Source organism: Desulfosporosinus sp. (assembly GCF_014237355.1).
Taxonomy (GTDB): Bacteria; Bacillota; Desulfitobacteriia; order Desulfitobacteriales; family Desulfitobacteriaceae; genus Desulfosporosinus.
In genome coordinates this window covers 87,264-101,575 of record NZ_JABZFS010000050.1, presented here as the reverse complement: position 1 = coordinate 101,575, position 14,312 = coordinate 87,264, and the positions used below count along the sequence as shown (strand labels likewise).

Below are 14,312 nucleotides of genomic sequence, written 5' to 3'. Positions count from 1 at the left end.
CTTTTTTCTTATACTTACAATCGTCCCGGATCCCCCACTCCCGTTGAGGTGAGCAGATAGGCTGCCGCCATACGTTCACTGGCTTTTTCTCCAATTTCTAAGAGTTCTTTTACTAAAGAATCACGACGGGAATCAAGATGCTGAGTTGCCTCAAGTAAGCCAATGCTGAAATGGGCCTCTCCCTTTTTATGAAACACCGGAGTAGAAATTGCTGAAACCCCCGTCTCTATCTCTTCCACACAATAGGCAACTCGAGTTTGCGCAACTTCATCTAATTCTGCTCTAAGGTCTTGTAGGTCCAACTTCGTAAAATCCGTATAACGTTGTACCTGCTCTTTAGCAAATAAGGATGCAACAGCACTCGGAGGCTGATATGCCAGGATGGCCTTGGCGGCAGCTGTACAATGGAGAGGCATTCTTTGACCTACATGAACGAAATAGGCGGTTCGTCCTTCAGAGGGCTGCCTAGTATAGACGCAATAGACCTCACCAGCATCAAAACGGCACAGATGGGTATAGAGCCCTGTGCGTTCAGCAAGTAGGTCACAGTATTCCGTAAGCAGCGCGAAGGTATCCTGTCCTGCTAGAAACTTACTTCCCCAAACCATGGATTTAGGCCCAAGTCGGTATTTCTTAGTTTCTGAATTCTGACTGACCAAATTATGTTTAACCATGCTGGTTAACATCCTATGGAGAGTACCTTTACTCAGCTGTGTGCGATTGACCAATTCTGTAACGCCTAAGCCCTCCATTGAGGCTTCGCAAATTGAATCCATGACCATGGTCATACGATCTAACCACTCCACTTAAATCACCCCACTAATTTCTGAATCATTCTTAAGACTGTCTTGGAGGTTTAACCAATTTCCCTTGCGGTTCACCTATGACTTCCCCATCCTTCACGATCTGCCTTCCACGCAAAAATGTTGCCACTAAACAGCCTTTTATGAAGGTGCCATGAAAACCGGTTAGAGGTTGCTTACTATGCAATTTCTCGTTTCGAATCTCTGTTTCTTTAGTTAAGTCAATCAAAACTATATCTGCATCCGAACCAATCTCAAGGCTGCCCTTTTGGGGATAGAGATTGAAAAGTTTTGCCGGATTTTCTACCAACTTTTGAACAACAAACGGGAGAGTAATAGCTCCCCGGCTGACCTCATTGATCATTAGAGGAAGCATGGTTTCCACATCACACATTCCTGCCGGAACTGTAAAAAGATCCCCCTTCTTATCTGTCAATTTGTGAGGAGCGTGGTCAGAACATACCAGAGCCACCGTTCCCTCCTGTAGACCGGACCATAAAGCTTGACGGTCACATTTTCCTCTCACAGGTGGGTAGACCTTCATCGCTGGACCAACACGGTCATAGTCGCTGGAATCTAAGAAAAGATGATGAGAACAAGTTTCGGTTGTTACGGAGATCCCCTTTTTTTGAGCCTCTTTGACTAATTCGACACCCTCATGGGTAGAAATATGAGCAATATGTAATCTAGCACCGGTCACTTTGCTAAAAGCAATAGCTGTCGCGATAGCTACTTCTTCTGCAAGATTTGAACGGGCTTCAAGTAAAGCCGTGTAGTCACGACGTCCGGATTTTAGAACTCGTTCTGTCAGGGTTCGAACTAGTACGTGATCCTCTGCATGTATGGCAAGCAAGGCGCCTGTGCGGGCTACTTCTTCAAACAACTCATAGACCTCTCCATTGTTTAAGGGCGCTATAAGATCCGGCATGTCTGGCTTATAGTTATAGATTAATTCATAGGTTTTGCTATTCAAGGCGTAGCCCCAGAAAAACTTAAAGGCTATTGCTCCGGCTTCAACCATTTCGGCCAGTTTAGAACTATTCATCTTACCTAACGCTAAGCCCCACAAGGCAAAGTCTACATAGGCCCGATCACTAAAATAAGCTGCTTTCTCTCTAAAGCTCTGGGCATCCCTTACCGGAGGATTAGTATTTGGCATATCAAAAACAGTGGTAACCCCCCCCACGGCAGCAGCTCTAGTTCCATGGAGCATGTCTTCTTTGTCAATATAACCGGGATCTCGAAAATGACAGTGGACATCCAAACATCCTGGGATTATATGCAAACCTTCAGCATTATAAATTTCTGTTGCTTCAAGAAGTTCCGTTGTTACAATTGCAATCTTTCCATCTTGAATGTAAAGGTTAGCCTTTCTAATTTCCTTCCCGGAGACAATATGCCCGTTTACTATCCCAAGCTTGTACATAAATGAATATTCCCCCCTACTTCTTTTGGGATTTTGGCAAATCACTATATTACTCCAAGCATAACTTGTCGTTTTAGGACTTCACATAAAACTTCCACCCCAAGGAGCAGGTCTTCCTCATCTGTATCTTCGGCAGGGTTATGACTGATCCCGCCCCGGGAGGGTACAAATATCAGAGCAGAGGGACATAGCCGGGCCATGTTCATAGCATCATGACCTGCTCCGCTGGGCATAAAGCGGTAACTAATCCGTCGCTCCGAACAGACTTCGGCCACTGACTGATTAAGTCCAATGTTCATGAATACTGGTGCTTCGTCACCCAGAGAATTCCAGCTCCACTCCAATCTTCGCTTCTGGCAAATATAATCAAGGCTCATTCTAAGCTCATTAACCACCCGTTGTTTACTATCAGACTCTATACCACGCACATCAACTTGCAGACGTACCTCACCCGGAATTACATTCATAGCTCCCGGATAAACCTCACATACCCCGACAGTCGCTACTGTTCCATATCCCTCCTCAGCCAGTCCGCTTCGCTCGACGGCTAAAATAAACTCAGCCGCAGCAGGCAAAGCATCACGTCGATAAGACATCATCGTCGCCCCAGAATGAGATGCGATGCCAGAAATTGTTACTTGAAAACGGGTAGGAGCTGCGATACCTGTAACAATCCCTAGTTGTTCTCCATTACTCTCCAGTGTAGAACCTTGTTCAATATGTATCTCAATAAATAAAAGCAGATCGTCTCGAGCAGCTTCCGAAATCCGGTCAAATGAATATCCCCAAGATACCATAGCTTCATCAAATACTATCCCATCTCGGTCCATTAACCGGCGCACCTTATCTGCTTCCAGTTGTCCCGCCACGGCTTTGCTCCCAACTGTCGAAACTCCAAAACGTGAGGATTCTTCGCAAGCAAACACCACGATTTCTAGCGGAAAGTAAGGAGTTATACCTTGTTCCTTCAGAGTACGTACTGCTTCAAGAGCAGCGAATACACCATAGGTTCCATCTAATGGGCCGCCGTTGCGCACCGTATCTAAGTGTGAACCACAGAGAACTACCGGCAGATCAGGGTTCACCCCCTCCCAGCGTGCATAAGCGTTGCCCACCGAGTCAACTCGTGTAACCAAGCCGATTTTTTCACAAGCTTCCAAGAAGTACTGAACCGCACTTCGTTCTGCTTCAGTATAGGCAAGCCGGTTCCAACCGGCGGTTGTCTTCCCTATTTCATTTACCGCTTGCAAATAGTAGCTTAGCTGTCTATGACCAACTAATATTCTCTCCATCTGCCACCACCTCTGTTAATATTGGTTTAAAGCAGGCAACAGAAATTGCCAGGAAGTATCATACTTTTTGTTCCGCTGAGCGGTACGTTATTCCATTGTATGATTAAAAAAAATGATACAAATATTCTAAAATTTAAGATTAAATTAATAACGACACAAAGGTTTTTAATTAAGATCGTGTCATATTTATCATAAGCTCAGTCACTTAGTCAAAGGGAATAAAAAACGAGGATCTAAAAGGCGTAATCTAAACACCGATTAGAGCCTCGTTGCTCTTTTGATTAAGATTATGTGTATTATAGCTTACTTTATCAACTCTGTCTATAGTTTTCTATAAAATGTAATTCCACAAAAATTGTATTTGAGAAACCCTACGATTCTATGAGTTGTAGTTTTACTAAACTGGATTCCATGATACTTAACAAAACAGCTGCCCCAATAGTACGTGCTTTCTCTGAGATGGTCCAACAATACTCTTCTTGCCCACGAGGATCTACATCCCCAACCTTAACATTAGCAGTGATTTGAGTATTGGTCCTTAATAGACCTCTTAAAACACCATCAATCAAGGTTGAGACCTTTTCAGTCTGGGTACCATCTGAGATTTCTCCCAAACACTCTCCTGCTAAAACTTGTTCTCCGATAGCACGCTTCGCTATAAAGACCCCTGCCTGAGCAGAATAAACAACACGATCTCTGGAAATGCCTTTGATTTCACCTGGGATACCCGTATTGGGTTGAGCAGGTCCAGAATAAATAATCCTGCCTAGATTATGTCCTCGGTTCGTCTCTATAACAATATCTACATCTTCACCAGCTGTAAAACCCGGTCCCAAACCGATGGTCATGGGAGCCATTCTCCGCTTTGTTCCTAAGTTTTTTTTGGCCATGATAGCATCCACTAGTATTAGCGGTTTAAGCATCGGTAAGGTCTTTAAGTCAGGGTCGACTAAGATCGGGATTTCTCCTGCTTCCCAGGCGGCTTCACAATCTGAGGCTAAGGAATCTATCCGGCAAGCCGTAATTCCTTCAACTTCCCAGCGCCCTTCCTCAACAGCCGTTCCGAAACAAACGGGCCAGCGAACCATTAAAGGTTTAGCTACTTCCGTCATCACTACTCGAAACCCTGCCTTAGCCAGAGCCCAACCAACTCCAGAAGCTTGTTCCCCAGCTCCACGAATTAAAACCACCGGTCTGTTCCCACTGTCCATCCGTATCATTTCTCCTTATCCATGTGACAAAGCATGACAAAGGGACGGTCCTTTTTGTCACAAGTTTTCTAATACCACCAAAATTGCTCCGGAGCGTGTCAAGGAGACGGTCCTTTTTGTCACATGTTTGCGGATAACGCTTCGTATTGCTCAGGAGTATCGACGTCGCAAAATAAGCTTTCCTCGACAGGGTATTTGTACCATCGATCCGGGTAGCGATTTAAAACAACCTTTCCTCCTTGTTCCCCTTGGAGCTCTAACAGTTCCGGAAGATAGCGTTTATGAAAAAAAACAGGCGACCCGGCTTTATCCCCAGCAATCGGCACAAGAAAGTCTGGAAAGGACCTAAGTACCACATCTAAACAGCCTGAGAGGTCTTGAACCGTTATTCCTACCTGATCCCCGGGTAAGAATGCCAAACTATGGACCTCCTTTTTTAGGTTTTGCAGCCCAATCCTAATCGTCTCCGCTAGAGGTCGAGAACTAGGTGCATCATGCCATATTCCACCGTATCGTTCAAATTCAGTTATGCCCTCATCCGAAACATATGCTCCTATGGGTTGTCTTGAGACAACATGAACCTCAATCCTGCATTGGGGAGAGTTATGTTCCTGAAGCTTGATTGCCTCAAGAACTGTTTGTAAAACATACCCCAGGACAGTGGTCTCCTTCCACGGTAGTGCTAGTTTATCTCGACCCATTCGACTAGCTAAACCAGCTGCCATTACCACAAATCGAACCACAGTAGATCCCCCTCCTTAGCATCTCCCGCAGCTAAGCGTAAATGCCTCGGCCTCTTTTCGGCGGCAACAAGGCTTGGTTGAATTTCGCTCCATCTCTCTCTTAAATCGTTTAATAGACCAGCAGTATACACTGGATTGACTGGATTGACGCTGTTCAAGAGAATAACCCAGCACATATTTGCATATTGAGGATCAAAAACAGGAGATTTTAAAAAATAACTCCAAGCACTCTCTGCTTTCAAAACCTGCCCTAGAAGATCACGGCAAGCATGAGGTCTGTGAATGTCTTCTACTTGTAGAACCTTTCCCCATAAATTACGGTCCACCACTAACACTGCACATTCAGTATTCCTTGGAATTTGGGGTTCATAGAACTCCCAGCATTTTAATTTGAGCCCTCGAGCACCATCTCCTTCAATCACCCAATTTCGCAGGCTTGCCTCATCCAATGGTTGAGCTAAGATGGCCTCATCGACTGCAATAACTGAAGGACCTATCCATTTTCCACTTTCCCCCTCGACACTAGCATACCAAAACCAAGCGCCCTTTTGATGCGGGGGGGAATCATAATTCCTCCAGGGGATCATAGAGTCCTCCGGAAATACTTTCGTCGTCGTTGTAGCGACTACCTGCTGACCAGCGGCTCGGATTTCATGGGTCAAGGATCGGAGGCACGTAGTTTTTCCTCCGGCCCCAATAAACGTTGTAACGCGTAAACGCTGAGTCATATCCCACAGAGTTCCACTTATTGCCGAACCAATATTAGAACTTGTTACAAAAGTCATATTCTCTCCTATGCACTAGTCATTCCGGTTCTAAATTACCCTGACTTGCCTTCTTATACCGTAGGGGAAATTCATCAATCATGAATTTCCCCTAATAATTTACAAGTTTACGTCACTTTAAGAAACAGCAAGCCTTACGTCAAAATCTATTTCTTATAAGGCGTCTCTTTTAACGGCAAGGAACAACGCAGCTTACCATCAAATTTGTAATAGGCGGAGGCAACTGCTGGTGCGGTTGGAATTGAAGCAATCTCCCCTACTCCTTTAGCCCCATAAGCTAAGGGAGAAGAATTCTTTTCAATAATGACTGACTCAACTTCAGGCATCTCTGTCGAGCGCAAAAGTCCTAATTTGGCATACTTAACAGTTGGTACCCCATTATTAAGAGGGAAATCCTCACGTAAAGCATATCCTAAGCCCATGCAAACTCCACCTTCGATCTGCCCTTCGATGGCTTTAGGATTGATGGCCCGTCCCACATCATGGGCAGCAACAACTTTTTCAACCATTCCCTGTTCATTTAATAGAACAACGTGGGTTGCATAACTATAGGCAACATGACTAATTGGGTTTGGCTTATCTGAATCCATGGGGTCGGTTTCTCCGAAGTATTCTCCGTAGAACTCTTGGTCATCTAAGTCCTCAATCGACGAACCATGCATGGCTTGCTGCAATTTTAGAGCAGCTTGACGTACAGCCTCACCACTAAACATGGTCTGACGCGAAGCAGTTGTCGTACCTGAATTAGGGGTCAAACAAGTATCCGGAGCTCCGACTTCAATTACTTCTAAGGGTAGTCCTGTAGCTTCATGGACAATCTGAGTAGCAACTGTAGCAAAGCCCTGTCCAATGCAGGCAGCACTCGTGAGCACCAAAGCTTTCCCTTTTGAAACTTTTATTTTAACCCGTCCAGTATCAGGAAGACCTACTCCAATTCCAGTGTTCTTCATAGCACACGCAATTCCTGCTGCATGAGGGTGGGATTCATAAACTTCCCGTACCGCACGTAGTGTTTCTTTGATTGCTGTACCTTCATCTGTAATCTGACCAGTGGAATTTACCATTCCTGGTTCTAATGCGTTAAGGTAGCGAATTTCCCATGGAGATATGCCTACCTTTTCAGCAAGCAAATCCATATTAGTCTCAGCCGCAAATGAGGACTGAGGAACACCGAAACCTCTAAACGCACCTGCAGGTGGATTGTTGGTATAAACACAGAGACCAGTAATATCGACATTGTTTATTTGATAAGGACCGCTGGCATGTGTGCAGGCTCGCTGGAGAACGGCTGTGCCTAAAGAAGCATAAGCTCCAGTATCAGCAACAATCTTAGCCACCATAGCCGTTAGTTTCCCCTTCTCATCACATCCCGTCGTAACTTCTAACTCCATGGCATGCCGCTTGGGATGAACTAAGATACTTTCCTGGCGAGTGAAGGTAAGTTTAACAGGTTTTTGGGTTTTAATAGCCAGCAAAGCAGCGTGGTGCTGTACACTTAAATCCTCTTTTCCGCCAAAACCGCCACCGACCAGTTTACTAATTACACGTACTTTATCTTCAGGCAGACCAAGCATTGCCATAATGCCATGCTGATCATCGTAAACACTTTGATCCCCTACGTAAACAGTAACTCCACCATCTTCTTGAGGGATGGCTAAGGCACTTTCCGGTTCCATGAAGGCGTGTTCAGTCGGTGGAGTTGAATAGCGATTTGTAACGACATGCGCGGATTTAGCCAGGGCCTCCTCGGTATCGCCTCTCTTAATCTTAGTTACGCTCAATAAATTCCCCTTCTCGTGAATACGAGGAGCTTGGTCATCAAGGGCTTCATTCGGGCTAAGAATTGGTTTAAGCTCTTCATACTCCACTTTGATCAATTTAACTGCTTCTCTAGCTTGCTCCTTACTCTGAGCGGCCACGATAGCTATAGCATCCCCAATGTACCTCGTCTCTTCTCCAATCGAGACCATGGTTGGCCAATCATGAAAAATATGACCATGATGGCGGTCTGCTGGAATATCCTCTGCAGTTAGAGCAGCTTCTACCCCAGGATAGGCGAGTGCTTCAGATACATCGACGGCTTTTAGAATAGCTCGCGGGTATTTCGTCCTTAGAACCGCTGCATGCAGCATATTATCGACGTGCATATCATCGACATATTCCCCAGTTCCCATAGCCTTTTCCCTGGCATCCACACGTTGAACACTTGTTCCAATTCTAGCCCCAGACTGTAAAGACTTAGGGTTGATTTCTCCACGTAATACTTGAGCCGCTAAAAATATACCCAGCTCAATCTTTATATATCCTGTGCAGCGACAAATATTGCCACGAATACTCTGTTTAATTTCTTGAGCTGTAGGGTTAGGCTTCTTATCAATCAAAGCTTTTGCACTAATGATCATACCAGGTATACAAAATCCGCATTGAACTGCACCCGCTTCAGCAAACGCCCATGTATAGGCTTCCTTTTCACGCTCAGAGAGCCCCTCAACAGTTAAAAGCTTTTTTTCTGAGGCTTTGGCAACAGTTAGAATGCAGGCACGCATCGCTTTGCCATCAACCAATAGCATACAAGCGCCGCAGGCCCCTTCTCCACAACCGTTTTTTAAGGAAGTGATCTTTAAATCGTCTCGCAAAAAATCCAAAAGATTCTTATCCTCTTGTACAGAGTGAACCGCACCGTTAATATCGATACTATACATTATTACTCAACCTTTCTCTTAAGGAATGGCTTACGGGCTAAATAAATCCCCGTAGGTTTATCCGATCTTAAATGTCCGCCTTCGACAACTTGTTTTCCACGTAGGAATACGTGAACGGCTTTACCGGTCTGTTCAAAACCTTCATAAGGAGTATAATCGACTTGTTGATGGAGATTATCTGCCTTGATCACAGAAGAGACACGTGGATCCCAAACAATAATATCTGCGTCACTTCCAGGAGCAAGGGTCCCTTTTCGGGGAAATAATCCAAAAAGTTTTGCTGCATTCGTCGAGGTTAGCGCTACAAAGTCATTTAATGATAACTTTCCAGGCAAAACCCCATAGGTATACAACAATCCCATGCGGGTTTCAACCCCGGCTGACCCATTGGGAATTTTGCTAAAATCATTTAAGCCCTTATCCTTATGACCTTTATAGTTAAGCGCACAATGATCCGTAGCTATAACATCTAAGCTTCCGGCTTTTAAGCCTGACCACAACGCTTTTTGATGTTGAACCGGACGCAATGGCGGTGAAATTACATATTTAGCACCATTAAAACCTTCTAAACAATACTTGCTATCATCTAACAAAAGATATTGAGGACAGGTTTCAGCGTAAACCTCTTGCCCTTTCAACTTTGCATCATTCACTGCCTTAAGTGCCCCGCTACATGTGAGGTGAACGATATAGAGGGGAGCACCTGCTAACTGCGCAAGGGTAATGACCCGAGAGGTTGCTTCCTCTTCAACTATCGGCGGCCGTGACAGTGGATGATATTTTGGAGACGTTTTACCCTGTTCCACATGTTCGCGAACTAAATCATAGACGATATCACCATTCTCACAATGCACACAAATGAGTGCTCCAAATTCGCCTGCTTGTCGCAAAGCTTGTAACAAGGCTCCGTCATCGACTTGCAAAATGTTCTTATAAGCCATATATAGTTTAAAGGATGATATTCCTTCTTGGTGAATCAACTCTGGCATTTCTTGAGCAATTGACTCATTCCAATCTGTGATTGCCATATGGAAACCATAATCGACATAAGATCTGTCTTTGGCTTTTGTATGCCAGTTCGCTAAACCTTCCTTGAGCGTTTCTCCTTTAAATTGCGTAGCAAAATCTAGGATGGTTGTTGTTCCCCCCATAATCGCCGCTTTTGAACCCGATTCAAAATCATCGGATGTCGAAAAATCTCCCATTGGGAGATCAAAATGGGTATGAGGGTCAATTCCACCTGGAAATAAAAAGCAGCCATCCACATCTATTGCCTGGTCACCAGGTTGCTTGATATCACAGCCAATGGCCACAATTCTCTCGCCTTCAATGCGGACGTCTGCTTGATAAATATCTGCAGCCGTAACAATAGTTCCACCGTTTATTACAATACCCATATTCCATTCTCCTTTGCGAGCACGAAGTGCGATGTGCGATGCACGAACATCGGACTTAGAATTCCAACACGAAACTTTTGGTCTCTGTACCCTTGGATTTCGGACTTCGCACCTCGAACCTCCGCAGTCGTTCCCAAGGGAATCCTCTCTGCGCTTCTTCTACTTCAATTTCTAATGGGTCTTATCATCACTTATGAACCATGTGTATTTTGATTATTACTTGGGATGGGTTGTTAACCCATCCCAAGATTTTGAAACAAACTTGTCATTATTATATGTGAATTCGTTTAGGGATATATATGGGTTCCAGTTTTACCTGCGATGGCTTCTTCCAACGATTCTGGATTGGTTATGATCGCTTGTTTACCACCATTTTCAAGAAAGCCGATGACAGCCTGAATCTTAGGCAACATACTCCCCGGAGCAAAATGGTTTTCTGCAACATATTGCTTAAGTTCCGCCAGGGTTACCCTATCTAAAGCTTTTTCATTAGGCTTGCCGTAATTTAAATAAACGGTGGGCACGCCCGTCGATATTATTAAGACATCTGCCTTAATATCAGCTGCCAAAAGGCTCGTTGCAAAGTCCTTATCAATAACTGCGTCCACGCCCTGCAATGTACCGTCTTCACGCTTGATGACAGGAATTCCGCCGCCGCCAACGCTGATCACGCAGTAGCCATCCCGGACCAGTTTATTGATAACATTTTTTTCAACAATCTCTTGAGGTAGAGGGGAAGCAACCATCCTGCGGTACCCTCTTCCAGCATCTTCGACCATAACCCAGGATGGATTGCTTTTTTGAATCTCATCGGTTTGCTCTTTAGTGTAAAAAGATCCGATAGGTTTCGTAGGTTTTTGGAAAGCGGGGTCATTTTCTGAAACTATGACTTGAGTTACAACAGTGACAGCAGTTTTGTCAATGCCCCTCTTCTTGAATTCGTTATCCATTGCCTGTTGGATTTGATAACCGATGGCGCCTTGGGTGTCCGCCCCACAGCTAACCAAGGGTACCTGATGCATCGCTGCAACATCCTTAGCAATTTCTGATCTTCTTAAAATAAACCCGACTTGTGGACCATTGCCATGAGTAACAATCACTTCATAGCCCTGCTCGATCATACCGACAATATGTTTAGCAGTTTCTACAACAGCCGCATATTGATCTTCAACGGTCGCATGTGCGTTATCACGAATCAGAGAATTCCCACCAATTGCTACAACAGCTAATGTACTCACAATTATTTTCCACCTACCAATAGTGTCATAACAGCTTTAGCTGTATGCAAACGGTTTTCTGCAGCATCATAAGCGATGGAATGTGGTCCATCAATAACGGAATCTTCAACTTCGTTGTTACGGTCAGCAGGCAATGCATGCATATACATAACATCTTTGCTAGCGGTAGCCATTTTTTCTTCAGTACACTTCCAGCTCTTATTTGAAACGAGAGCATCGTCAATAACTGCCGTTGCGCCAGTAACAGAAGCACCAGTTTGGTCAGTAACCCAGTTGCCCCAGCTCTTAGGAATAACGATATCGGCATCTTTATATGCAGCAGCTTCATCATGCGTAATAGTTAAAGTACCACCATGCTTTTCAGCATTTTCTTTGGCTTGAGTAATAACCCACTCAGGAAGCTCCCAACCTTTTGGATAAGCAAGCCATACATCCATACCATAACGAGGGAAGAGAAGAACTTGAGTTACAGGAACAGAAATTGGTTTCTTATGACTCTCGGCGTATGCCCAGATGATGGAAATCTTTTTGCGTCTTAAGTCTTGGTGTTTTTCCTTAATGGTCAGTAAATCGGCCAAACCTTGGAATGGGTGATAAAGGTCATCTTGTAAGTTCATTACAGGAACTGAAGACCATTTTGCCATCTCAGTTAGGTACTGATTTCCTCTGCCCCAGTTGCAATAACGGCAAGCAATCATGTGTCCAAAACGGGAAAGGATAATCGCTGTATCCTTAGCAGTCTCGCCATGAGCGATTTGCATGCTGCTGGAATCCAAGAATCCTGCATGACCACCCAGTTGTGCCATACCAGCTTCCATTGAGTTTCTAGTACGAGTAGATTGTTCGAAGAACATTAAGAATCCAGTTTTGTTATGAAGATAGTTTGTGTCTTCACCCATAGCAAATTTTCTTTTAAGATCTAAAGAAACATCCAGCATTGTGTCTAATTCTTCTTTAGTAAAGTCCTCTAAGTTGATAAAATGTCTTCCTCTAAATACTGTATTCATTTATTATTCCTCCTAATTATGTTTTAAACTTATTACAGTAGCCATTATGACTACAAAACATACAAAACTTAAATCCGGGGCGCAGTAGCGTTTACCGAAGGTGAACGCCGAATCGCGACAAATCCCCCGTCGTCCCCAGCCCTCGTCGCCCCCTAGCCAGGCGGGGCGTTATTACAGAGAGAGCACTTTAGTGGAGTTGCGTAAGCGGAGGTTAGTGCTGAGGCGTGAAGAAACGTCGTGGTTCACATGCAGAAAGCACAAGGGTTTAGACGTTTTAGCCTCAGCACTAACCGGAGTAGCAACGGAACGTGTGCGAGCGACGTAATAACGCCTCGCCCTACTTCTTAATTCCTACTAAATTCTCCGTATCCTTCGGCATTTTGTCAGCATAATCCTTAACATAAATGGTAGGAATTGCTGCATACATCGCTGCACAATCAACGAGTTCCTTCTTCCAGGTCCGCTCATTTGGAGCATGTGCTTGATCTTCATGTCCTGGTCCAAAACCGATACAAGGAATTCCGTAGCGACCCATGATTGCAACACCATTTGTGGAGAAGGTCCACTTATCAACAATTGGATCTTTGCCAAATAATCCTTTATAAGCATCTTCTAGAGTCGTAGTTACAGGGTGTCCCTCTTCAATAAGCCAGGTTGGGAAATAGCACTCTGTTGGGTAAACCAAATTTGTATAAGATGGTCTATCGTACATGTACATGGTTACTTCAGCATTTGCTGCTTTGACTGAAGGAAGATTCTTGATTTGTTGAACTGCATATTCCCATGTCTCACCAGCTGTTAAACGACGGTCAACTGAAATCCAGCAGCTATCTGCAACTGCACAACGGGAAGGTGAAGTATGGAAAATTTCCGAAACCGTTAAGCTGCCTTTACCAAGGAACGGATGATCTAAGAGGTTTTCATGTAAGCTGCGTAATTCTTGGAGAATCGGTGCCATTTTGTAAATAGCATTGTCCCCACGCTCAGGAGCGGAACCATGACAACTAACACCTTTTGTCATGACCTTAATTTCCATCCGGCCACGATGACCGCGATAAATTTTCCCGTCCGTTGGTTCGGTGATTACGACAAATTCCGGTACAACCTTATCTTCGTTTATAATGTACTGCCAGCATAAGCCATCACAATCTTCTTCTTGCACTGAACCGACAACAACTAAAGTGTAATCGCCTTCCAGACCAAGATCCTTTATGATCTTACCAGCATAGACCATCGACGCCATTCCTCCGATTTGGTCAGAGGCACCACGACCGATAATGATCTCATCATCTTCAAATCCTTTATAAGGATCATATTGCCAATTCTCTAAGTTCCCTACGCCGACGGTATCAATATGTGCATCCATAGCAATTAGGTGTTTACCATGACCGATATAACCTAAAACGTTTCCTTGTGGGTCAATCTCTACTTTATCAAATCCGACTTTCTCCATCTCTTCCTTGATACGAAGTACGGTCCCCTTTTCATCACAGCTTTCCCCCGGGATGGCAATAAGGTCACGTAAAAACCGACTCATTTCTGGCTCGTATTTTTTTGCCAGTTCAAGAACCTTTGCAAATTCCATTTTCAAAATAATCCCCTTTCGATACACTTTAAATTAATGGGTAATTGCTCAATCACTCATTCGATGACTTGAGGTTTACATGGTATAGAATATTGCAAGAACCATGCCAAACCTGCTTTTAGG

12 protein-coding genes are annotated in these 14,312 nt (G+C 44.3%); 1 reads left to right on the top strand and 11 read right to left on the bottom strand.

All coding sequences use genetic code 11. The annotated features are described in order from the left end of the window. Nucleotides 1–14 precede the first annotated feature (14 nt). The 10 genes from HGJ98_RS11140 to HGJ98_RS11095 form a co-directional block, all read right to left on the bottom strand. On the bottom strand, nucleotides 15–806 hold the full coding sequence (locus tag HGJ98_RS11140) for an IclR family transcriptional regulator (protein WP_291351366.1): 792 nt from the start codon (nucleotides 804–806) through the stop codon (nucleotides 15–17). A 31-nt stretch (nucleotides 807–837) separates the two neighbouring features. After that, complete coding sequence (locus HGJ98_RS11135; protein ID WP_291351364.1) at nucleotides 838–2,229, bottom strand: dihydroorotase family protein; 1,392 nt, start codon at nucleotides 2,227–2,229, stop codon at nucleotides 838–840. 44 nt (nucleotides 2,230–2,273) lie between these two features. Next, nucleotides 2,274–3,521: a Zn-dependent hydrolase gene (locus HGJ98_RS11130; RefSeq protein WP_291351362.1), complete on the bottom strand. Its 1,248-nt coding sequence runs from the start codon at nucleotides 3,519–3,521 to the stop codon at nucleotides 2,274–2,276. Between the two features lie 371 nt (nucleotides 3,522–3,892). Beyond that, on the bottom strand, nucleotides 3,893–4,732 hold the full coding sequence (gene yqeB / locus HGJ98_RS11125) for a selenium-dependent molybdenum cofactor biosynthesis protein YqeB (protein WP_291351360.1): 840 nt from the start codon (nucleotides 4,730–4,732) through the stop codon (nucleotides 3,893–3,895). 119 nt (nucleotides 4,733–4,851) lie between these two features. Beyond that, nucleotides 4,852–5,475, bottom strand: coding sequence for a nucleotidyltransferase family protein (locus tag HGJ98_RS11120; protein ID WP_291351358.1), 624 nt, complete (start codon nucleotides 5,473–5,475; stop codon nucleotides 4,852–4,854). Continuing rightward, a complete protein-coding gene (gene yqeC, locus HGJ98_RS11115) occupies nucleotides 5,457–6,260 on the bottom strand; it encodes a selenium cofactor biosynthesis protein YqeC (protein ID WP_291351356.1) in 804 nt (267 codons plus the stop codon). The genes HGJ98_RS11120 and yqeC overlap by 19 nt, the downstream gene beginning before the upstream one ends. Before the next feature lie 146 nt (nucleotides 6,261–6,406). Further along, nucleotides 6,407–8,962, bottom strand: coding sequence for a selenium-dependent xanthine dehydrogenase (gene xdh, locus HGJ98_RS11110; RefSeq protein ID WP_291351355.1), 2,556 nt, complete (start codon nucleotides 8,960–8,962; stop codon nucleotides 6,407–6,409). Nucleotides 8,963–8,964: 2 nt separating this feature from the next. Beyond that, nucleotides 8,965–10,359 (bottom strand): dihydropyrimidinase, encoded by a 1,395-nt coding sequence (gene hydA / locus HGJ98_RS11105; protein ID WP_291351354.1) that lies wholly within the window; start codon nucleotides 10,357–10,359, stop codon nucleotides 8,965–8,967. Between the two features lie 287 nt (nucleotides 10,360–10,646). Next, on the bottom strand, nucleotides 10,647–11,597 hold the full coding sequence (arcC, locus tag HGJ98_RS11100) for a carbamate kinase (RefSeq protein ID WP_291351352.1): 951 nt from the start codon (nucleotides 11,595–11,597) through the stop codon (nucleotides 10,647–10,649). A gap of 2 nt (nucleotides 11,598–11,599) precedes the next feature. After that, nucleotides 11,600–12,604, bottom strand: coding sequence for an ornithine carbamoyltransferase (locus HGJ98_RS11095; protein WP_291351350.1), 1,005 nt, complete (start codon nucleotides 12,602–12,604; stop codon nucleotides 11,600–11,602). Between the two features lie 190 nt (nucleotides 12,605–12,794). Here HGJ98_RS11095 and HGJ98_RS11090 point away from each other — a divergent pair, with 190 nt between their 5' ends. Continuing rightward, nucleotides 12,795–12,929: a hypothetical protein gene (locus HGJ98_RS11090; protein ID WP_291351348.1), complete on the top strand. Its 135-nt coding sequence runs from the start codon at nucleotides 12,795–12,797 to the stop codon at nucleotides 12,927–12,929. A 12-nt stretch (nucleotides 12,930–12,941) separates the two neighbouring features. On the opposite strand, the gene HGJ98_RS11085 is transcribed toward HGJ98_RS11090, so the two are convergent. After that, nucleotides 12,942–14,189, bottom strand: coding sequence for a YgeY family selenium metabolism-linked hydrolase (locus HGJ98_RS11085; RefSeq protein WP_291351346.1), 1,248 nt, complete (start codon nucleotides 14,187–14,189; stop codon nucleotides 12,942–12,944). Between the last annotated feature and the right edge of the window lie 123 nt (nucleotides 14,190–14,312).

What these genes read in the sequence shown, in the direction of transcription:
- HGJ98_RS11135 (WP_291351364.1), bottom strand. Translation starts at nt 2,229, where the DNA reads ATGTACAAGCTTGGGATAGTAAACGGGCATATTGTCTCCGGGAAGGAA.
- HGJ98_RS11130 (WP_291351362.1), bottom strand. Translation starts at nt 3,521, where the DNA reads ATGGAGAGAATATTAGTTGGTCATAGACAGCTAAGCTACTATTTGCAA.
- yqeB (WP_291351360.1), bottom strand. Translation starts at nt 4,732, where the DNA reads ATGGACAGTGGGAACAGACCGGTGGTTTTAATTCGTGGAGCTGGGGAA.
- yqeC (WP_291351356.1), bottom strand. Translation starts at nt 6,260, where the DNA reads ATGACTTTTGTAACAAGTTCTAATATTGGTTCGGCAATAAGTGGAACT.
- xdh (WP_291351355.1), bottom strand. Translation starts at nt 8,962, where the DNA reads ATGTATAGTATCGATATTAACGGTGCGGTTCACTCTGTACAAGAGGAT.
- hydA (WP_291351354.1), bottom strand. Translation starts at nt 10,359, where the DNA reads ATGGGTATTGTAATAAACGGTGGAACTATTGTTACGGCTGCAGATATT.
- HGJ98_RS11095 (WP_291351350.1), bottom strand. Translation starts at nt 12,604, where the DNA reads ATGAATACAGTATTTAGAGGAAGACATTTTATCAACTTAGAGGACTTT.
- HGJ98_RS11085 (WP_291351346.1), bottom strand. Translation starts at nt 14,189, where the DNA reads ATGGAATTTGCAAAGGTTCTTGAACTGGCAAAAAAATACGAGCCAGAA.